At 48.6% G+C, this 21,654-nt stretch carries 20 protein-coding genes; 15 read left to right on the top strand and 5 right to left on the bottom strand.

Annotated features, from left to right (window positions below):
* The first annotated feature begins 173 nt into the window (after positions 1-173).
* From GUA98_RS03815 to GUA98_RS03805, 3 genes are all read left to right on the top strand, one after another.
* Positions 174-521, top strand: a complete 348-nt coding sequence (locus GUA98_RS03815; protein ID WP_193722099.1) for a YlbF family regulator — start codon at positions 174-176, stop codon at positions 519-521.
* A gap of 96 nt (positions 522-617) precedes the next feature.
* Positions 618-905, top strand: coding sequence for a hypothetical protein (locus GUA98_RS03810; protein WP_076289792.1), 288 nt, complete (start codon positions 618-620; stop codon positions 903-905).
* A 171-nt stretch (positions 906-1,076) separates the two neighbouring features.
* Positions 1,077-2,411, top strand: coding sequence for a DRTGG domain-containing protein (locus GUA98_RS03805; protein WP_153977769.1), 1,335 nt, complete (start codon positions 1,077-1,079; stop codon positions 2,409-2,411).
* A gap of 153 nt (positions 2,412-2,564) precedes the next feature.
* Here the strand turns inward: GUA98_RS03805 and GUA98_RS03800 are convergent, their stop codons facing one another.
* The 3 genes from GUA98_RS03800 to GUA98_RS03790 all read right to left on the bottom strand — a co-directional run bounded on the left by GUA98_RS03800 (position 2,565) and on the right by GUA98_RS03790 (position 3,842).
* Positions 2,565-2,906 carry a YtpI family protein gene (locus GUA98_RS03800; protein WP_153977770.1) on the bottom strand — a complete coding sequence of 114 codons (342 nt, stop codon included), beginning with the start codon at positions 2,904-2,906 and terminating at the stop codon, positions 2,565-2,567.
* A gap of 96 nt (positions 2,907-3,002) precedes the next feature.
* Positions 3,003-3,491: a hypothetical protein gene (locus GUA98_RS03795; protein ID WP_193722098.1), complete on the bottom strand. Its 489-nt coding sequence runs from the start codon at positions 3,489-3,491 to the stop codon at positions 3,003-3,005.
* 21 nt (positions 3,492-3,512) lie between these two features.
* Positions 3,513-3,842 carry a YtrH family sporulation protein gene (locus tag GUA98_RS03790; protein WP_095288133.1) on the bottom strand — a complete coding sequence of 110 codons (330 nt, stop codon included), beginning with the start codon at positions 3,840-3,842 and terminating at the stop codon, positions 3,513-3,515.
* Positions 3,843-4,085: 243 nt separating this feature from the next.
* Here GUA98_RS03790 and GUA98_RS03785 point away from each other — a divergent pair, with 243 nt between their 5' ends.
* The 8 genes from GUA98_RS03785 (at position 4,086) to GUA98_RS03750 (ending at position 14,151) form a co-directional block, all read left to right on the top strand.
* A complete protein-coding gene (locus GUA98_RS03785) occupies positions 4,086-8,075 on the top strand; it encodes a DNA polymerase III subunit alpha (protein ID WP_193722097.1) in 3,990 nt (1,329 codons plus the stop codon).
* Between the two features lie 224 nt (positions 8,076-8,299).
* Positions 8,300-8,788, top strand: coding sequence for a phosphatidylglycerophosphatase A (locus GUA98_RS03780; RefSeq protein ID WP_095288131.1), 489 nt, complete (start codon positions 8,300-8,302; stop codon positions 8,786-8,788).
* Between the two features lie 251 nt (positions 8,789-9,039).
* Entirely contained in the window at positions 9,040-9,228 is a 189-nt protein-coding gene (locus GUA98_RS03775) for a hypothetical protein (RefSeq protein ID WP_017689496.1), read from the top strand.
* Between the two features lie 409 nt (positions 9,229-9,637).
* Positions 9,638-10,531: an acetyl-CoA carboxylase, carboxyltransferase subunit beta gene (gene accD / locus GUA98_RS03770; RefSeq protein ID WP_095288130.1), complete on the top strand. Its 894-nt coding sequence runs from the start codon at positions 9,638-9,640 to the stop codon at positions 10,529-10,531.
* Positions 10,532-11,572, top strand: coding sequence for an acetyl-CoA carboxylase carboxyltransferase subunit alpha (locus GUA98_RS03765; protein ID WP_193722096.1), 1,041 nt, complete (start codon positions 10,532-10,534; stop codon positions 11,570-11,572).
* Between the two features lie 107 nt (positions 11,573-11,679).
* Positions 11,680-13,107, top strand: a complete 1,428-nt coding sequence (gene pyk / locus GUA98_RS03760; protein ID WP_095288128.1) for a pyruvate kinase — start codon at positions 11,680-11,682, stop codon at positions 13,105-13,107.
* 135 nt (positions 13,108-13,242) lie between these two features.
* Complete coding sequence (locus GUA98_RS03755; RefSeq protein ID WP_193722095.1) at positions 13,243-13,749, top strand: acyl-CoA thioesterase; 507 nt, start codon at positions 13,243-13,245, stop codon at positions 13,747-13,749.
* The gene (locus tag GUA98_RS03750; RefSeq protein WP_153977774.1) at positions 13,750-14,151 is read left to right on the top strand and encodes an FxsA family protein; all 402 of its coding nucleotides are present in this window, start codon (positions 13,750-13,752) and stop codon (positions 14,149-14,151) included.
* 88 nt (positions 14,152-14,239) lie between these two features.
* Here the strand turns inward: GUA98_RS03750 and ytvI are convergent, their stop codons facing one another.
* Positions 14,240-15,358 (bottom strand): sporulation integral membrane protein YtvI, encoded by a 1,119-nt coding sequence (ytvI, locus tag GUA98_RS03745; protein ID WP_127536527.1) that lies wholly within the window; start codon positions 15,356-15,358, stop codon positions 14,240-14,242.
* Between the two features lie 469 nt (positions 15,359-15,827).
* On the opposite strand from ytvI, the gene citZ reads away from it, so the two are divergent.
* From citZ to GUA98_RS03725, 4 genes are all read left to right on the top strand, one after another.
* A complete protein-coding gene (gene citZ / locus GUA98_RS03740; RefSeq protein WP_193722094.1) occupies positions 15,828-16,940 on the top strand; it encodes a citrate synthase in 1,113 nt (370 codons plus the stop codon).
* A 150-nt stretch (positions 16,941-17,090) separates the two neighbouring features.
* Positions 17,091-18,383 (top strand): NADP-dependent isocitrate dehydrogenase, encoded by a 1,293-nt coding sequence (gene icd / locus GUA98_RS03735; protein ID WP_095288123.1) that lies wholly within the window; start codon positions 17,091-17,093, stop codon positions 18,381-18,383.
* Between the two features lie 15 nt (positions 18,384-18,398).
* Complete coding sequence (gene mdh / locus GUA98_RS03730; protein WP_193722093.1) at positions 18,399-19,340, top strand: malate dehydrogenase; 942 nt, start codon at positions 18,399-18,401, stop codon at positions 19,338-19,340.
* A gap of 135 nt (positions 19,341-19,475) precedes the next feature.
* Entirely contained in the window at positions 19,476-19,901 is a 426-nt protein-coding gene (locus tag GUA98_RS03725) for a hypothetical protein (RefSeq protein ID WP_193722092.1), read from the top strand.
* 158 nt (positions 19,902-20,059) lie between these two features.
* Here GUA98_RS03725 and GUA98_RS03720 read toward each other — a convergent pair whose 3' ends face one another.
* Complete coding sequence (locus GUA98_RS03720; RefSeq protein WP_193722091.1) at positions 20,060-21,619, bottom strand: histidine kinase N-terminal 7TM domain-containing protein; 1,560 nt, start codon at positions 21,617-21,619, stop codon at positions 20,060-20,062.
* Positions 21,620-21,654: the final 35 nt, after the last annotated feature.

Below are 21,654 nucleotides of genomic sequence, written 5' to 3'. Positions count from 1 at the left end.
GACCCATTTGGATTAAATGCAATTGATTTGACATCGGAATCGATGACCTGTCTGGGTCAGCCATTGTTTGAGAGAAGAGAAATGCGTGTATAAACACGGGTGAACGTTGCGACGAGAAAAATGAGGGAATGATTGAATAGCAGCAGAACAATCCAAATTGAGGAGGAATAATAGTGAATATTTATGACAGAGCCAACGATCTGGCCAAAGCACTGAGAGAAAGCAGCGAGGTGGAAGAAATTACGTCCGCGATGAAGCTGATCGAAGCTGATCCGGAGGCGAAACGCATGCTGGACAGCTTCCGTGATCAACAAATGGAATTGCAGCAGCGCATGATGAGCGGCGACATGCCGGCACCGGACGAGATGGAGAAAATGGAGAAGCTGTTTGAGGTACTGAGCCTGAATCTCAACATCCGTCGCCTATTCGATGCGGAGCGCCGTCTGAGCGTAATCATTGAAGATGTGAACAAAATTATTGCTGACAGCCTGGGCCATCTGTATGGCGGAGCTGAGGCGTAAGACGTTATACAGGTTATTTGTCTGAATCTTTCATATTGCACAGTTCCGGTTCATAGACTAGACATATAGAGTCGATCAAGAACGAAGGAGCTGTGTATGGTGAAAAGGTTGAAAAAGGCAAAACATGTGATCTATCTGCTTATCGCTCTGTCAATGCTGGTTATCGCGCTGCCGCGTATTTCCTTCGCTGGTGGAATGGACTGGGTTAATATTTTTGGCATCGTATGGGTGCTGTTCTCCCTATTAATCATTGGTGCGCACCTTCATTTCATTCTTGGTGTAGATGAAGAGAAGAAGCGTGCACTGGAAGCTGTTCGCCGGGCCAAGCTGCGGCAGTGGGAGATGAAGCTGGTGGACAAGCAGGAGCAGAGCAAATCTGTATAAGCCTTGCATCAAGGCATCAGGACAGAATCCGAAGACCGATCATCCTTCAATCCGAAGGGTAATCGGTCTTTTTGCGTTGATAAACGAAGTGCGGGGGAATGGGGTTATTTTCCTCGGAGCGTGTTATAATAGATACAGAATAGTACAGATGCATCTTCGGGGGTGGTACAGATGGACGGGCAGGAAGAGAACGTGACGAAGCATGAACAGCTGCTGCAGCATATCGAACAGTTAAAAGTCGGCAGTAAAATATCGGTCCGTGGCCTGGCAAGAGAGCTTGGCGTAAGTGAAGGGACCGCTTATCGGGCAGTCAAGGAAGCAGAGAACTTCGGGCTGGTGGTAACCAAAGAACGAATTGGAACGGTACGGATTGAAAAGAGGCCGCGCGGCATGTCAGAACAGCTGACCTTTGCCGATGTGGTCACCATTGTGGAAGGTCATGTGCTCGGAGGCAGTGATGGCTTGGCCAAACCGCTTCATAAGTATGTCATTGGTGCGATGAAAGAGCAGGCCATGGCCCGCTATATAGATGCAGGAAGTCTCCTGATTGTAGGTAACCGGGATAATGCCCATTCGCTTGCACTTGAGCAGGGAGCGGGTGTACTCATCACCGGCGGTTTCGGCACAAGTCGTGAAGTCAGATTGCTGGCTGATGAACTGGGACTGCCGATTATTTCTTCCAGACATGATACATTCACCGTGGCTTCCATGATTAACCGAGCCATCTTTGACCGATTGATCAAGAAAAAAATCATGCTTGTGGAGGATATTATCGGTCAGAAGCCCCGTCTTCAAGTGCTCAAGGTCACCAGCTCTGCCGCTGATTTCCACAAGCTGGTTGCCGAAACGGGAGATCATCGCTTCCCGGTAGTTGACGAATGGAATCGGGTTATCGGCATTGTCAGCCTGAAGGATGTGAGCGAACTTCTGGAAGACCAGAGCATTGAGAAATGCGTCGTGCGCCGTCCGGTTACGGCCTCGCTGCAAACCTCACTGGCTTCTGCCGCGCAGATCATGACTTGGGAAGGCATTGATTTTCTGCCCATTGTGGATCGCAATCGGAAGCTGATTGCCTCCATAACGCGGAAGGAAGTACTGCAGGCCATGCGCGACGCGCAGAAGCAGCCGCAGCTCGGCGAGACCTTCGATCATCTGATCTGGAACGGGTTTGCCGAGGAACGCGGAGAACAGAATGAGTTAATGTTTCATGGTTTCATTATTCCGCAGATGGCGACAGACCTGGGCACGATCTCTGAAGGGGTGCTGCTGAACGTCATGACGCAGGCAGGACGCCGGGCTGCCTGGGATGTTACGGGTAACGATTATGTCGTGGATAATGTGACGACGTATTTTGTGCATCCGGTGCAGATTGAGGATCAGATTTTGGTTCGACCCGTCATTCTGGAGACGAGCCGCCGAACCTGCAAAATGGACATTGTCATTACCCGTGAAGGAAATGTCGTATGCAAAGCGGTCATGACGCTGCAATCCATTGATCATGGCTAGTTCAGGTGATTAGTGAATCACTGCTCCCTTATATAACGAAGAGGATATCCCCCACTATTGTCATGTCGAACTGCTGTTCACAGCCGGCATTCAGACATGTATCGATGAGTGGAATATCCTCTTTTCGCTGCAGATAAGGTATAACTGCGTGCATTAAACAGATTGCCTGGACGCACGGCCTGACTGATTTCCGCTGTGCTCCCGTAGACGGGCAAAGTAGCTGCGGTTGCGCAAACCGGCGAACAGATTGTAAGCACCGATAATTAGAAAGAGCGCTTCCACAACAATAGACAGGCTCGATCCAGTGAAGACAAACATGAGGATTATGGACAATACAATCAGCATGCCACCCATCCAGATATTGGTCCATGAACGGTAAAGGCCAGCGTCAGCGGCATTCGCGGCCCGGTACGAACGAATGCTGTTCAGCGCCGAGCAGACCATGGCTAGAGCGAAAATGGCAATCAGGACATACTTGAGAACATCAATCAACACGAATGAGCAGCTCCTTTTCTGGAAAGCATTTACTGCCCTTATTGTACCACGCGAGCCAGGGACAAGGGCAGTTTTTTCTAGCCTGCTTCCCAGTGGTTAAGCCGGAACGTGCATCCGAATTTGTACCCAAACCTGAAGTACGCCTTCCATAACGAGCATGGTTTTGACTTGGACCGTATATTGTTTTTCCCTTACCGTGTATACTTTCTGATTCAACATGATGCGTGTCATTTTGCTGTACTCATCGATATTAAACACATCACGACCGCGAAGAACCTCAAGCTCGTCCCCCAGCTTCTGCAGCATGATTTTGAGAGATGCTTCGTCCGGACCTTTGTCAGACTCTTCAGCGCGCACCTTAATTTCCTTAATGACGGTTTGCCGTTTACTGTATTTTTTCAGCGTTTTGATATCCTCCTCATTCTGATGCAGCTGGAGCTGCAACTCCTGATTGGTTAGCCAGAGTTTGTTATAACTCAGGTGAAATACACCGTTGTATACAGCGCTTCCCACGATCATTCCCAGGACAAACACGGCTGTCATGCGCATAAGCGGGCGGTAGCGTGAAAAAGGCGGAACCCTCATGGGCTCAGTCCCGGTGCCATATTAACCCCGCCCTCCGCCGCATACCCATTTTACGAGTTCGGTTCCCATATGAGCGCCCATAAAGGCCGAGATCAGATACAAAATTTGCTTCACCGCTGGCGACAGATTGCCGTCGAGAACGTTGCTCTCAATGACACGCATCGGATCGATGGTGCCCCCAACTGCGGCTGCAAGCGCCCATATCTTGATTTTGCCGGAAATATCAAGCATCGTCTGAGTCGGAGGCTGGAGAGAGATAACAGCACCAATTCCTCCGATCATCGCGCCGCCCAGCACAATGCCAAACGCAATAAAGAAATCAAGAATGGCTTTGGATAAAAATGTGCTCACCCGCTAACACCCCTTTCAGACCCAGCAGCGCACCTCCTGTCAGTGGCCCGAAACAGGGGGAGCGGCTTGTACTCTTATTGTATGGGCGTGCCCCCGGACGATATGATAAAATAGAATAATAAAGTACGGTTGTACGTGCTGAAATTTTATTCAGTTATTGTATTCATATAGAAGAAAGATAGGCAGCAGCTGGGCTCTGAAGACAGATGCTGCAGCTATCCGCGGCGAAAGGAAGTAACGAACATGAGTTCTTTTGTGCATTTGCACGTTCATAGTGAATATAGTTTGCTGGACGGTGCTGCGCGTATTCCGGATCTCGTGAACCAGGCCGCAGATCTTGGAATGACCACACTCGCATTGACCGATCACGGCGTCATGTACGGCGCTGTTCCCTTTTATAAAGCCTGTATCGAACGAGGCATTAAGCCGATTATCGGTTGTGAGGCATACATGACCGCAGGGTCCCGCAAGGAGCGGGGCAGCCGCAAGGATCAGCCCATTCACCACTTGATCTTGCTGGCGAAGAACATGACAGGTTACCGCAACCTGATGAAATTATGCTCTATTGGGCATTTGGAAGGTTTTCATTACAAGCCACGTATTGATATGGAGAGTTTGGCTGCTCATCACGAGGGCATTATCTGCCTGAGTGCTTGTCTGGGTGGAGAAGTGCCTCAGCATTTGCTGCATGGACGGGAAGAAGAGGCCCGGCGGGCTGCGCTTCGTTATAAACATATTTTTGGTCCTGATTTCTATCTGGAGCTTCAGGATCACGGCCTCGCCGAGCAGAAAAGAGTCAATCCCCAATTGATTCGTCTAGCCGAAGAACTGGATATTCCGCTTGTGGCAACCAATGATGTGCATTACCTGTCCGAAGCGGACGCTGAACTTCAGGATGTGCTCATATGTATCGGAACCGGGAAAACCGTTGATGATGAGAGTCGTCTTCGGATTGGTACCAATCAGCTGTATTTGAAAAGTGAGCAGGAGATGGCCCGCTTGTTCCCTCATGTGGAAGAAGCGCTGAAGAATACGGTTCGTATTGCCGAATCCTGTGAACTGCAGCTGGAATTTGGCAAGTCCATCTTGCCTGAATACAGACCGCTGCCTGAGGGACAGAGTCCTTCTCAATATCTGAGAGAGCTCTGTGAAAAAGGCATGGAGGAGCGATATGCCGGCTCAGAACGCTGGACGGATTCGGCCCTTCGTTCCGACTTGGAGCAGCGATTGAACTATGAACTTCAGGTAATAGACAGTATGGGATTCTCGGATTACTTCCTAATCGTATGGGATTTTATCGCTTATGCCCATAGACAAGGGATCGTTACTGGCCCAGGGCGGGGTTCCTCGGCGGGAAGCCTTGTTGCCTATACACTGCATATTACTGATGTTGATCCGATGAAATACAACCTACTCTTTGAACGCTTTCTGAATCCGGAACGTATATCTATGCCCGATATCGATATCGATTTCAGCGATGAGCGGCGGGATGAGGTTATTGATTATGTCGCAGACAAATACGGAAAAGCACATGTGGCACAGATTATTACCTTTGGTACAATGGCTGCACGTGCAGCAGTAAGGGACGTTGGCCGGGCGTTAAATGTACCTTATGGCGAGGTGGATAAGGCGGCGAAGCTCATTCCTGCCCAGCTCGGGATCAACATCCGGCGTGCCATGGAAGCAACGCCTGAACTGAAGGCTTTATATGAAACGAAGCCGAAAACCCGTGAACTGCTGGACATGGCCATGAAGGTGGAAGGCATGCCGCGCCATGCCTCCACGCATGCTGCCGGGGTCGTTATATCACGTGATCCCCTGACCGATGCCGTTCCGCTTCAGGAAGGAAGCGAGGGCACTGCACTAACCCAATACTCGATGGAAAATCTGGAGTCAATTGGGCTGCTCAAGATGGACTTTCTCGGACTGCGGACCCTTTCCATTATTGAACGCTGTCTGCGTTGGATCGGGGAAGAAGGCCAAGTTCCGGATTTCCGCTATATCGCGGATGATGATGCTAAGACGTATGAGATGCTTGGCCGTGGCGATACGATGAGCATATTCCAGCTGGAGTCGGCGGGCATGCGCCGTGTGCTGAAGGATCTGAAGCCGACGGTATTTGAAGACATCATCTCCGTTCTCGCTTTGTATCGTCCGGGTCCAATGGAGTTCATCTCCAAGTATATTCAGGGCAAGCATGGACAGATTGAGGTCGATTATCCCCATGCCGATCTGGAATCCATTCTTAAGGATACGTATGGCATCATTGTCTATCAGGAACAGATCATGCAGATTGCTTCACGCATGGCGGGATTCTCGCTGGGGGAAGCAGACTTGCTGCGCAGAGCCGTGTCCAAGAAGAAACGGGAAGTGCTCGATCTGGAACGTGGACATTTCGTTCAGGGCAGTCTCAAACAAGGCTACAGCGAGGAAGAAGCGGACTTGGTCTATGACATGATCGTGAAGTTTGCCAACTATGGTTTCCCGCGTGCCCACGCCGCGGCGTATGGTGTACTGGCGTTCCAGACCGCATATCTGAAGGCTCATTACCCGGTTCATTTTATGGCTTCCATGCTGACCGCTGTAATGGGCAGTCACCGCAAGGTTGCAGAATACGTCGTGGAATGTCGTCGCATGGGAATTGAGGTCCTGCCGCCTGACGTCAACGAGAGCGGCATTCTGTTTACTCCAGTCTTTGCCGAACCCGGCAAACCGGAGAACAATCTGACTGACAGGTCCGAAATGGACAATGGAAACAACACCGAAAATCAAATGTATGATCATCCCGGTCAGGAAGAATATGGCGATGCACCATTGCCGGATGACCCGGGCCCAATGCCCGAAGAAGGTGATGATTCATATGGCTGGCAAGCCTCGACCGTGATGCCTGAAGACCTGAAACAAGAGGGGTTATCTGGAAACGGTAGTGAAGCGTCGGCGATAAAACATGTAGATCGGGATGAAACAGGTTTGACCAGCGGAGTGGATCAAAATCAAGCTGAGGTATTTGCATCCGGCTCTATCCGTTTTGGACTGGCTGCTGTGAAGAATGTCGGCACCCAAGCCATGGAGAGTATCATGCTTGTCCGCAAGGAGCGCCCATTCGACAGTTTGCTCGATTTTTGTCGCCGTGTTGATCTGCGTGTCTGCAACAAACGTGTCATTGAATCGCTGATTCAGGCGGGGGCCTTTGACACTTTGCCGGGACACCGTGCTCAACTGCTCGCGATGCTGGACGAGACGGTGGAAGCTGCTTTGAAGTGGCGCAAGGAGCGCGAGGATCTGCAGATTCAGCTGTTTGATTTTGTTGAGACACCAAACTGGGAGATTGAATACCCACAGATCCCTGCTTATTCGGCCACTCAGCAGCTGGAGCTTGAACGGGAATTGTTGGGTCTGTATCTCTCCGGTCATCCGCTTGATGATTATGAAGATGTGCTCGAATCGAGCGGGGCAGACCGGATTATGGAGCTGACCGAAGCGGCCGACGATACGATGGCCGTCGCTGCCGGGATGGTGGTGTCCGTGAAGTCGATCACGACGAAACAGGGCAAGGCCATGGCGTTCATGGAGCTGGAAGACCAGATTGAACGATGCGAAGTGGTTCTCTTTCCCGAAGTATGGCGGCGGAGCCAGCAGCATGTCGGGAAAGGCGAACTGCTCGTCGTGCGTGCCAAAGTGCAGCAGCAGGACGAAGGGTTTAAGCTGCTGGCTGAGGAAGTGGCGCCGCTCACACAGGCGGCACTGGAACAGCAGCTGCGCAGCCGCGAACGGCGCGGGAAGCCCGGCAGCGGCAGTTCTTCGCGCCCGGCGGCACAGGCAAGGCAGCCAGCCGGTGCGGGGGCTGGATCAGCAGCTGGAGCGGTACGCAGCAGCACAGGAGGAGGGCTGCCAGCAGCGCACCGAGAGGAAGGCGCAGGCAAGGCTGAGGGGACGTCTGTATCGTCGCCTGGCAGCACCGTCTCTGCCAGTGGATCCGAGCAGATTCGCCGGTCTCAGGCCGCACAGCAGCGGGTGTTCGTGAAGATCACTCCACAGTCTGAGAAACCGGAATTGCTGACACGTTTGAAGCAGCTGCTCCAGCAGCATCCGGGTCCAGTTGCAACGGTACTTTTCTATGAGCAGCAGCAGAAGCTGCTCGCGTTAAGCGATGCTTACCGGATTAAACCGTCCCCTACACTGTTCTCCGAGATGGAACAGATGCTGGGCGAGGGTACAGTTAAAATCAAGTAATGGCCTCGGCTGCGCCCATCGCCCAAGGAGGAACCTGTCTGGTTATACCGGACGGGTTCTTTTGTTTATCCAAACCAACTGAGACTGCTGCCTGGGGGCCCTGTTTAACTCCAGATAGAAGTCCATTTGTGTTTTTTTATGAACGTTTTGCTGGGTAGCCGCATACACTTGAGAACACCGAAGGACCTCGCGGTCCTCGGGGGAGCGATGCGGGAGGTCGAGATATGTCATATGAAATCGTAGAAGCTATGCTGGCCCGGCGGGGTGTACAGATTGATGCAATCGCTGAAATTGTATATCGTCTGCAAAAAGGGTACCACCCGGAACTGACGATGGATGATTGTGTAACAAGTGTGAAATCGGTACTGCAAAAAAGAGAGGTTCAGTATACGCTGTATACGGGCATTGCTCTGGATGAACTGGCTGAAAAACGTCTCTTGCCCCAGCCGCTGCAGGCCATTATGGAAGCGGATGAATCCCTGTATGGAGTGGACGAGACTCTGGCCCTTGGCATTACCCATGTATATGGCATGATTGGTTTAACCAGTTTTGGTTACCTGGATAAAGAAAAAATAGGCGTCATTCACGATCTGAATGAAGATGGATCAGGCATTCATGTCTTCCTGGATGATCTGGTCGCCGGTCTGGCCGCCGCGGCTTCCGCACGTATTGCCCACAAAAATCTCAATGCTAAAAAATACCCTACCGATTAATCATTTCCTCCCTAGCTGCAGGACATTCAGGGCGGCAGGCGCTGCCCTGGAGAACCTGAACGTCTTATATCCCTTGCCAAAATATCAGACGAAGTGTTAAGCATATCGGTTATCCTAGTGGGACAAATGTCCCCCAAGATCCCGTTTTCTCCCCTAAGGTCCTGAACCCTTCCTTGCAGAAAAAAACGGAGGTATGGTATCATTAGTCCAATATACGGGCTCTGAACATTAGCTTAGGGGGCGGACATGGCATGTGGACGGTGATTTACATTGCACCGACAGCAAAGGTTGCGGACAAGATTAAGACCAAGCTTTCGGAAGAAGGTTTTCTGGTACAGACCCGTCCCATCAGTTTATCCAAGCAGCAATTTGAGATTCGCGTCCCTTCTGGGGAATTGGAAGAGGTCCAGGAAGTGCTGAATTCAATTCTGCATTCCTGATTTGATTCAACATCAGAGGTGCCTTGGCGAAGAAGAAAGTACCATCGGTACATAAGGGGCTGACCGCGCAAGCGGAGAGAGGAATCGACTTGCATGTATTGTATGCTGCTGTCCTTCCTTCTTTTTTTGTTAGGCTATGGACTGACCAGGCTGCTCCCGGAGACCCTACCGAGACAAGTTCAAGTATTTCGCGCAACAATCTTTCGGTAATACAGGTAACATCAATCGTGCTGATAGAAGCCACTGATTCTTGCCTTATGCCGGCGGATTTTTTTGTTGTGAATGCCTGGACAAGGCCCATTGCAGCGTGTGGGTCGTAAACGGTTCACCGCAGTACCTCTGTAGAAGTCGCTTTTCGCGATGTACTGCAGGGTGCGGCTATCAAATCAACGGCTGGAGAGGTGTAGTTGTGTTCAAAGATATATTCCAGAAAAAACGGAAGTACGCTACCATACCTTCCGAGCGTGCGGTTCGTGGCGAAGGCCAGGAAGTCGTAGAACGTCCAAAGCGTGAAATCCCTGAAGGACTTATGAACAAGTGCAGCAAATGCGGCACGATTCAATATAGCAAGGAATTGGAGAAAAACCTGAAAGTATGTCCTGCTTGCGGCTATCACATGCGCCTGAATGCCATGGAGCGTATTGCCATGGTTTTGGACGAGCAAGGCTTTGTTGAGCTGGATGCCGACATGGTTTCCGTGGATCCGCTTGGTTTTCCGGGATACAGCAGCAAGCTGGAGCAGCAGCGTCTAAAATCAGGACTGAAGGAAGCTGTAATTACAGGAGAAGGAACCATTGAAGGTTTACCTGTGGTTGTTGCTGTCATGAGTTTTGATTTCTTCACAGGCAGCATGGGTTCTGTTGTAGGGGAGAAAATTACTCGTGCTGTAGAGCACGCAACGGAGAAAAACTTGCCCCTGATTATTTTCTCGACCTCTGGTGGAGCGCGGATGCAGGAGAGTATCCTCAGCTTGATGCAGATGGCCAAAACAAGTGCGGCACTGGCTCGTTTGGATGAGCAGGGAGGACTTTATATTTCGGTCATCACGGACCCGACCACAGGTGGGGTATCAGCGAGTTTCGCCAGTCTGGGCGATATCAACATCGCTGAACCAGGTGCCGTATTTGGCTTTGCCGGCCGAATTGTTATTGAGCAAACCATTCGTCAGAAGCTGCCTGAGGATTTCCAGACGGCAGAATTTAATATGCAGCATGGTCAGTTGGACTTGGTGATTCACCGGAAGGAACTTCGTACGACCCTTGCCAAGCTTCTGGATATGCACAGCGAAAAAGGAGGGGTCTAAATGGCGGGTGAGTTGCCATATGAAGCGCCTCTGGTTGAGATGCGCAAAAAGATTGAGGAGCTTGTTCAGTTTGGACAGGAGAAGGGCATTGATTTCACCGATGAAATCGCCCGCCTGGAGGAACGTTATCATAGACTTGAAGAAGAGATTTATTCCGGCATAACCGCAGCTCAGAAAATGCATCTGGCGCGTCATCAACAGCGTCCAACTGCACTTGACCTGATCCAGCTGATTTTTACCGATTTTATCGAGCTTCATGGTGATCGGATGTTTGGCGACGATCTGGCCGTCGTTGGCGGCCTTGCGAAACTGAATGGAAGAACGGTAACCGTCATCGGACAACAGCGGGGGAAAGATACGAAGGATAATATCGCCCGCTTTTTCGGGAGCGCGCATCCGGAAGGTTTCCGCAAAGGACTGCGGCTGATGAAACAGGCGAACAAATTTGGCCGTCCAATTATTACATTTGTTGATACTAAAGGAGCCTATCCGGGTAATACTGCAGAAGAGAGAGGTCAATCGGAAGCCATCGCCCGTAACCTGATTGAAATGGCGAAGCTCACGGTGCCTGTAATTGTTGTGGTTATCGGCGAGGGTGGAAGCGGCGGCGCACTCGCCTTGGCTGTAGGCAATCGTGTACTCATGCTGGAGCATGCCATTTATTCAGCGATCTCTCCGAATGGTGCAGCGTCCATCCTGTGGAAGGATGCGTCCAAGGCAGATCAGGCAGCGGAAGCGATGAAGATCACAGCCAAAGATCTACTGGAGATGGAAGTTATCGAGGAAATTGTTCCTGAACCACGTGGTGGTGCGCATCGGGATTATGAAGGTGCTGCAGCAGCGATCAGCGAAGCTCTTGTTCGTCATCTGGAAGAGATGAAAGGCTGGAGCGGGGATCAGCTGAAGCTGGATAGGTACGAGAAATTCCGCAAAATCGGATCGGTTACGTTCGAATCTCCAACGCAACCGGCCCCAGTAGAAGCTCCGGAAGAGCCCGTTCGAGTGGATGCAGTGAATAATTTGTCGGGAAATGCAGAATGATGTGACGAATTTCCTATACAAAAGAACGAAAGTATAGTAAATTTAATAGTTGGAAAAAGAAAAAAGACATATACAGAGAGACCTTTTAAAATCGGAGGAAACCCAAAATGCGCAAAACGAAAATTGTATGTACAATCGGTCCATCCAGTGAATCACTGGAGAACACCAAAAAACTGATTATGGCCGGTATGAACGTGGCCCGTCTGAACTTCTCCCACGGTGATTTCGATGAGCACGGCGGACGGATCAAAGCGATTCGCCAAGCATGCGAAGAGTTGAACAAAACCGTAGCAATCCTGCTGGACACCAAAGGACCGGAAATTCGGACAGGTAAACTCGAAGTTGAACCGATTGAACTGGTTCAGGACGAGTACATCACTTTGACAACAGAAGAAATTCTGGGAACCAAAGAACGTCTTTCCATTACGTATGCAGATCTTCCAAATGATGTTGAGCCGGGATCTACAATTCTGATCGACGACGGTCTGATCGGACTGACTGTGGTGGAAGTGCAAGGCACTGAGATCAAATGCCGTATCGTGAACGGCGGAACGATCAAAAGCAAAAAAGGTGTTAACGTTCCAGGCGTTGCCATTTCTCTGCCGGGTATCACTGAAAAAGATGCGAACGATATCGTATTTGGTATCGAGCAAGGTATCGATTTCATCGCGGCTTCTTTTGTTCGTAAAGCAAGTGACGTGCTTGAGATTCGTGAACTGCTTGAGAAACACAATGCTGGACATATCCAAATTATCTCCAAAATTGAGAACCAACAAGGCGTAGACAACCTGGATGAGATCCTTGAAGTGTCTGATGGTTTGATGGTAGCTCGTGGTGACCTTGGTGTGGAAATTCCTGCGGAAGAAGTACCATTGGTACAAAAACGCATGATCGAAAAATGTAATGTTGCAGGCAAACCGGTTATTACAGCTACACAAATGCTGGATTCCATGCAGCGCAACCCACGTCCAACTCGTGCAGAAGCAAGTGACGTTGCGAATGCGATCTTCGACGGAACAGATGCAATCATGTTGTCTGGTGAGACAGCTGCGGGTAAATACCCGGTTGAATCCGTTCTGACAATGTCCCGTATCGCTGAAAAAGCAGAGTCCGCTCTGCCTTATCAAGAGCTGTATCTGAAACAACGTGTTGCACAACAAACAACCGTTACAGAGGCAATCAGCCAATCCGTTGCGCTGTCCGCTCAAGATCTGAACGCAAAAGCGATCATCACTTCGACTGAATCTGGCCATACGGCTCGTATGGTTTCCAAATACCGTCCTGAAGCTCCAATCATTGCTGTGACTACGGAAGATAGAACTTCCCGTCGTCTTGCACTGGCTTGGGGTGTAACACCGGTGAAAGGCAGACGTTGTGACTCAACGGATTCCTTGTTTGAAAATGCAATCGAAGGCGGTTTGAAATCCGGAATCGTCAAAGAAGGTGATCTGGTTGTCATCACTGCGGGTGTACCTCTGGGTCGCTCCGGTTCTACCAACTTGATCAAAGTAAGCCAAATTCCAAATAACGCTTAATTGAACGATTAAGTTTTAGATGGATCAAAACAGGAATGAAGCAATGGGGCATTTGTCCCGTTGCTTTTTTCCATCTTTATGAGACTTTTCACGGAATAAATACGTATAAAGGGTAGACCCAAGGAGGCGGGTAACATGCAAGAACAGCACCATGGAAACTGGTATGCGGCACGTCTGCGTGTGCGCTATCAAGAGAGTGATCAGATGGGTGTGGTCTATCACGCCAACTATTTGAATTGGTTTGAAATCGGTCGAACCGAGATGATTCGCCAAATGGGGTATACATATCGTAAAATGGAGGAACAGGGGCTACTGCTTCCCGTAACTGGACTGGATGTGAAGTATCATAAGCCTGCAAAGTATGATGATGAGGTTATGATATTCACCCGAATTGTTGCATTTAGTGGTCTGCGATTAAATTATGAGTACGACGTTAGACGCATGACCGAAGACCTTGCTGTACAATTCGGCATTGGAGAGCAGGTATGGGCTTCTGATGAATCGCTTCCGGGAGAACGACTGGTAACAGGCTCTACCCAGCATGTGTGGGTGAATGGAGATTGGAAGCCGGTAAGACTGGATAAAGCCGCCCCTGAGCTCTACAGCGCACTGGAGAAAGTGTGGCTCTCAGGAAAGGAGTAATTGGTAATGCGAAAATGGATGTGGGCTATATTATTATTCGTTCCGGTTATTGAACTGTTTGGATTCATTCTGATGAGTGACTGGATCGGAGCCGGGAAGACCTTGCTTCTCATGATTCTCACGTCCTTGATTGGTATAGCGATGCTGCAGTTTGAAGGGCGAAAAGTACTCGTCGATGCCAAAACCGAGATGGAACGCGGTAAAGTGCCTGGACGGAAAATGGTAGACGGACTTTTTATTTTTGTGGGTGGTTTCTTGCTGTTGATTCCGGGGTTTGTTACGGATATCATCGGATTTACCCTTGTATTTCCGTTAACACGTGCTGTGTACCGCTTATTTTTCCTGGGTTGGCTTGAGAAAAAAATGAAAAACGGCAGCATCACATTCTACCGCCGTCGCTAATATGGTGTTGATTCATTATTAAAGGCTCCTTCGCGCAGATCTTTCCTGCAGAAGGAGCCTTTTTGATGTATTAAAAAATATACAAAATCTATCGGACCCGGCCATTGATGATGTACGTTCTCAGGTCGCGCAGCACATTCGCACGATTGAAGGCATCAAGGATGACCAAGCTGACTGGACCGATGATCAGGCCGAGTACGCCAAAGAGCTTCAATCCAACAAACATGCCCACCAGTGTCGCTAGTGGGTCCAGACCTACACTGCTTGCCAGCACCTTTGGCTCAATGATCTGTCTCGCAATCAGTACGATCAGATAAACGACTGAAATACCAATCCCCAGATAGAGGTCACCGTTCATAAACAGGTATGCTGCCCATGGAACCATGACCAATCCAACGCCAAGATAAGGTAGTAGATCAACAAGGCCGATTAGCAATGCAATGGTGAAAGCAGACTTCACCTGTAAGATGAGCAATCCAATCATGACAAATACCGCAGTTATGGAAATCATGATCAACTGAGCACGAGCGTAGCCGAACAATGCTTTCTTTAAGTCGTTCCATATGTCCGTAATCGGTTTGCGTATTGAAGAAGGCACCCATCCCGAAACTGTAATGCCGTGGCGGGTCCAGCTTTTGCTAATAAAGAACGTGGAGAGCAGAACGACAATTAATACCGCTCCCATGTTGGGAAGCGAGGTCAGCAGACCCAAAATCATATTGAAAAATCCGGTAACCAGATCGCTGACAGCCGTACCTACCGTTTCGGTTGTTTTGCTGATATTGCTGTTGATCGTTTCCTGGTAGTTAGGATTTTCCTTATAAAATTCATTAATCTGTCCGATCAGGTTCTGAATCGTATCGTTTTGGGTCCAGCGGACAAAGGTTTCCTTGATCTCGTCCACATGCAGGTCAAAACTCGTGGTGAGTGATATCACTTCTTTTACCATCCGGGTTACTGCTGCGGAAAGAATCACAACGATTGCCCCGAAATAGACGATCAATGAAAGGGTCACAGCTAACCAGCGTGGAAAGCGGGCTTTGTCCTGAAGCAGCTTCACCAGCGGATTCATCGCATAAGCAATAATCCATGCGATGACAAAGGGGTATAGAAGCGGGAACAGCAAGTATATGGCAAAGGCGATCAGAACGGTCGCAATAATGACCCACAAGCCGCGCAGCAGGCGTTTCATAATAATTCTGTCCAAACGTCACGTCTCCTTCTAACAATTTCGATCAGCATAGAAGCTATCTAGTTAATATAGAGCAATTGCAGCGTTTTGAAACGTTTGTTTGGCCTGCCAAAGAGCATTTATTTTCTTTTGCCTAGAGTATGCCAGAACACACGGATATATAGCAATATTCATCGCGCAGGCGCACAGAATTATAGAAATAGGATAAAATGTCAACCTTGTTTTTGTAAAGGCTTTCAAAAATGATTTATAGGCGTGATAAAGAAGTTTGATGTGCGAATGGCCTTTGGTGATGTTCACATAACCGACAAAATCCAGTATGATGTTATAAGGAAATACCGATTGACAGATAAGAAACCCGAATTTTGACGGTTTTACTATTTAATGAATTGTAAATGTTTTCAACACCAATTATTATGCTTTTCTAAGAGCTTCATCATGCTTTGTGGTTTCTTGATTTCGTTTATTAAAGGAGAGATGTAATATGACAGCTACCAAAGGTCTGGAAGGCATCGTTGCAACAACCTCTTCGATCAGTTCCATTGTAGACGGTGTACTTACATACCGTGGCTACAATATTGACGATTTGGCTGAACATGCAAGCTTTGAAGAAGTTGCTTATTTGCTGTGGTTCGGCAAATTGCCCAATACGGATGAATTGAAATCCCTTCGTAAAAGCCTGAGCGATTACGCGCCGATTCCGAGCGAGTTGATTGCACAAATCCGATTGTATCCGAAAAACATGAGTACCATGGCAGCACTGCGTTCTGCAGTATCCGCTCTGGGACTGTATGATGAGCAGGCTGACGAGATGACAGCTGAAGCTAATGAAAATAAAGCGGTCAAGTTGCAAGCTCAATTGCCAACCATCGTGGCAGCCATCGCCCGCATCCGTCAGGGAAAAGAGCCTGTGGCTCCTAAAGAAGGCGCTTCCATCGCTGAGAATTTCCTGTACATGATGACCGGTGAAGAACCTTCCGATACGGCAGTTAAAGCGCTGGATCAGGCTCTGGTTCTGCACGCGGATCATGAACTGAATGCTTCGACGTTTGCAGCACGGGTAACCGTAGCTACGCTCTCCGACATTTATTCAGGCGTAACTTCCGCTATTGGCGCACTGAAGGGACCCCTGCATGGTGGTGCGAACGAAGCCGTTATGAAAATGTTGAATGAGATCGGCACGCCGGATCGTCTGGAAGCAGCGATTCAGGAGAAGCTGAACAATCGTGAGAAAATCATGGGCTTCGGACACCGTGTATACAAAAATGGTGATCCACGTGCCAAACATCTGCAGAAGATGTCCAAAGAGCTGGGCAGCTTGAACAATGACACCCGCCTTTATGAGATGTCTGTGAAGATTGAAGAGCTGGTTACTGGGCAAAAAGGGTTGAAACCGAACGTGGATTTCTATTCCGCTTCCGTGTATACCCAGCTGGGTATCGAACAGGAACTGTTCACGCCGATCTTTGCCATCAGCCGGGTATCCGGATGGACAGCTCATATTCTGGAGCAGCTTGCGGATAACCGCATTATTCGTCCGCGTGCAGAATATACAGGTCCAACGGATCAGCGTTACATTTCAGTTGAGCTTCGCTAATAGACGGAAAACCAGTATAATAAACTGGATGGGGTGAAGGGTCCCGAAAACTGCCAGCAAGTCTGGTCAGACATCAAGACCCTTCCTTCGATACGACAAGCGGTATCATGATACCGGAATTATACCAACACTCAAGGAGGAATTATGATTATGAAATTAGAAAAATTCGCTCATCCAACTGAAGGGGAAAAAATTCAGATTGATAACGGAACACTGCAAGTGCCTAATAACCCGATCATTCCTTTTATCGAAGGTGACGGTACAGGCCGCGACATCTGGAAAGCTTCCAAGCGTGTATTGGATGCAGCTGTTGAAAAAGCATATGATGGCAGCAAAAAAATTGCATGGTATGAAGTGTTTGCTGGTGAGAAAGCATTCAATACATACGGTGAGTGGTTGCCGAATGATACGCTCGAAGCCATTCGTGAGTATATCGTAGCTATCAAAGGACCTCTGACGACGCCAATCGGTGGCGGAATTCGCTCCCTGAACGTAGCATTGCGTCAAGAGCTTGACCTGTACACTTGCCTGCGTCCTGTACGCTATTTCGACGGAGTGCCTTCCCCGGTTAAACGTCCTGAACTGGTAGACATGGTCATTTTCCGTGAAAATACAGAAGATATCTACGCAGGTATCGAGTATGCTGAAGGTTCCGATGAAGTGAAAAAAGTGATTCAGTTCCTGCAACAGGAAATGGGCGTTAACAAAATCCGTTTCCCTGAAACTTCAGGTATCGGTATCAAGCCAGTTTCCTCCGAAGGTTCCAAACGTCTGGTACGTGCAGCGGTTCAATATGCAATTGATCACAACCGTAAGAGCGTGACATTGGTACACAAAGGTAACATCATGAAATTTACTGAAGGTGCCTTCAAAAACTGGGGTTATGAAGTCGCTGAGGAAGAGTTCGGCGATAAAGTGTTCACTTGGGCACAATACGATATCATCAAGGAAAAAGAAGGTACAGATGCAGCCAATGCAGCTCAAAAAGCAGCTGAAGATGCGGGTAAAATCATCGTAAAAGATGCGATTGCCGACATCGCTCTGCAACAAGTATTGACTCGTCCAGGCGAATTTGATGTTATTGCTACATTGAACCTGAACGGGGACTACCTGTCTGACGCACTTGCTGCACAAGTTGGTGGTATCGGTATCGCTCCAGGAGCGAACATCAACTATGTAACAGGCCATGCGATCTTCGAAGCTACACACGGTACTGCACCTAAATATGCGGACAAAGACGTCGTGAACCCTGGTTCCGTTATCTTGTCCGGTGTTATGTTGCTTGAGCACCTGGGATGGCAAGAAGCAGCAAACCTGATCTACAAAGGTATGGAAACTTCCATCAACAACAAAACTGTAACGTATGACTTCGCACGTCTGATGGATGGTGCTACTGAAGTTAAATGCTCTGAATTCGCTGATCAAATCATTAAAAACCTGTAAGGGGAGTTGAGAGGCATGACTATTCAGCGCAAGAAAATCACAGTAGTCGGTGCCGGATTTACCGGAGCAACAACAGCTCTTATGCTTGCCCAAAAAGAGCTTGGAGACGTTGTGCTGGTTGATATTCCTCAATTGGAAAACCCGACTAAAGGTAAAGCACTCGATATGCTGGAAGCGAGCCCTGTTCAAGGCTTTGACAGCAATATCGTCGGAACTTCAAACTACGAAGATGCGTCAGGTTCAGACATTGTAATTATCACTGCAGGTATTGCCCGCAAGCCGGGAATGAGCCGTGATGATCTGGTCAATACCAACGCTGGAATCGTGAAGTCCGTGTGTGAAAATGTGAAAAAATATTGCCCTGATTCCATCGTCATTATTCTGAGTAACCCGGTAGATGCGATGACTTATGCTGCATATAAAACACTAGGATTTCCTAAAAACCGAGTTATCGGCCAATCCGGTGTCCTGGATACAGCGCGTTATTGCACATTCATTGCGCAGGAGCTAAATGTATCCGTTGAGGATGTTCGTGGTTTCGTTCTTGGTGGCCACGGAGACGACATGGTACCACTTGTTCGTTATTCAAGTGTTGGTGGTATTCCAATCGATACATTGATTCCGGCAGACCGCATTGAATCCATCGTACAACGCACACGTGTTGGTGGCGGCGAAATTGTCAATCTGCTGGGTAACGGAAGTGCCTATTATGCCCCGGCAGCTTCACTGGTTCAGATGACCGAAGCCATTTTGAAGGACAAAAAACGGATCATCCCAGTGATTGCTTACTTGGAAGGCGAGTATGGTTATAATGACTTGTTCCTCGGTGTGCCAACCATTCTGGGTGGTAACGGGATTGAGAAAGTATTTGAACTCGAGCTCACACCTGAAGAAAAGGCAGGACTCGACAAATCTGCGGATTCTGTTCGAAACGTCATTTCAGTCGTAACCATATAAGTTTGAAAACTTCTTGAACATAAAAAGTGAGAAAACCTCCGGAAAACCCGGAGGTTTTCTTTTCTTTGGATAAGTTCCCCAGTATAATGAGATGTGATGTATAGCACACTCAAAATGTTGAGGAGGATGGAAATTTTGACAATGATTATGTATTTGCTCCATATCGTCGGAGCGCTATCCATGGGGTTCTATCTAATCTTGCCGTTCGTTGTTGGTAAGATCCGTACGCTGAATGCTGCGGCACAGGAAGGCGCATTTGCATCGGTTCGTTCCTTGAACCGCATCGCCCAGTACGGGTTGGTTATCCAGCTTCTCACAGGGGGATACCTGATGACGAAGGGTGAGTATTCCCACCTGTGGATGGGTGTCGTTGTTGTTTTATTGCTTGCCATTGCTGCCATTGGTGGTATTATGGGTAAACCGCTGCGCCTCGCAGCAGAAGGTGTGAAAAGCAACCGTGATGTGAGCCCGGAGCAGGGCAAGATTCGTATGTTCAGTACAATACTGGCTGTCCTCTTGCTCATTATGGTTTATCTTATGGTTGATCGCACGATCATCTAACGAGTGATCTGCAAGACTATTGTTCAATACAGCCTGTTAGCCAGAATCTAAAACGCTTGCATTAAATGCGGGTAGACAAGCAGGCAGGGTAATCATGTTAGTATCAAAAATAGACAACCCATGGGGCTGTCTATTTTTATTTGCTTATTATATTGGATTTAGGCAAGGTTGACTGAATGAGCAAATACAGCATTGCGTCCATTTCGTTTAGACTCGTATAATGCACTATCGGCATCCCGAAGCAAGGATTCAAGTGAATCCGTTTCACTGCTATACTGGGCCACCCCAAAGCTTGAAGTAATAGGCACAAGACTTCCTTCCACATGAAGAGGGTCATTCAGCAAAGCGACACGTAGCTGCTCGGCGAGCTGCTTTCCATCCTGAAGAGTAGCATTCGGTAGGGCAATGACAAATTCCTCTCCGCCATACCTGGCGAACACCATCTCAGAGTTCAAATAACGATTACAAACCGAGACGACATGAACAAGGGCCTGATCCCCAACTTCGTGTCCATAAGTGTCGTTGATCCGTTTGAAATGATCGATATCAAATAGTATAAAAGAGGCTGGCTGATGGCTAAGCTGTGCCTCGTTCAGAATTTCACGGCCTTTGTGCAGGAACTGCGTTCGATTGTATATTTTGGTCAAACCGTCGAAGTAAGCGAGCTGCTTCAATTGTTCTTGCAGAAATCGCTGCTCCGTAATATCAATCAGCATGATCAGGCTTCCAACGGTCTCTCCGTTTTTGTTATACACATATGATGTTCTGACCTGATAACAGACTGTCTGCCCATGTAACTGCCAATAGAGATCTGTCTGCAGGCCTTCCCTTCCGTATTCCACGGGAAAAGTCTCGCCGGCCAGTGAAAGCCAGATATCATTCAACGGCTGTCCAACCATGCTTGTCTCCAGTTCAGGCAGCATCTCGCGCAGTGCTTTGTTGTAATCGACCAGACGATTCGAACTATCCAGAACAATAACGCCTTCGCGCATGCTCTCAAAGATGCTGTCTTTGGCGATAGGGACAATCGTTAATAGACGAGAAGACAGGATTGCCCAGATGTACATGGATGAAGTGACACACATGAGTACCGGTACAGGATCCATTCCTCCTGGCGTCAGTCCCATTAAATAAAGAAAGGCACCCGTCATCGGTATCAGTTGGGAAGTAATCAATGTAAGCAGCTGAAGTCGATACATTTTCTTGGTGTGTTTCCATTGCGCAATCAGGATCAGACATGCACATAACAGACAGGAAAAGGTAAATGCTCCGTGAACAACATACCATTGGCCAGCGGCAATATCCATTAAGGGAACAGAACTATCTGTTCGAAGCCATACCTTTTTGTAGAATAAATGGTGGTAGTCATTGGTTGCAACCATGAAGAGCGTAATCGTCGGAATGACGAACAGCGCTGCCGTTGCTTTTTTCGATAGTGACTTGCCTGTGTACTGGATCATCAGGATCAAGCCGAGGGAGGCGGAGAAAGGCATGCCCATGTACTCCACTACCGTCCAGAATTTCATTTGTTCCAGTGTATTGCTGGCGAGTTCAATGGCATAACCAAAGGTATAAACGGATAACGCAGCCGTATAGAGCATAAATACGTTGGCTCTTGAAATTTCTGCTCTCCTAAAATAGGTGTATACACACAAAAAAACATTCAGGACGGCTGAAGTGGTGACAAGGGATATATAAGCGTTAATGTGCGATTCCATTATTTGGCTCCATGTCAGATTGAGAATCTGTTATT

It is taken from the genome of Paenibacillus sp. P13VS (genome assembly GCF_015143645.1).
GTDB classification, from domain to species: domain Bacteria; phylum Bacillota; class Bacilli; order Paenibacillales; family Paenibacillaceae; genus Paenibacillus; species Paenibacillus xylanilyticus_A.
This window is presented reverse-complemented; position numbering and strand designations above follow the sequence as displayed.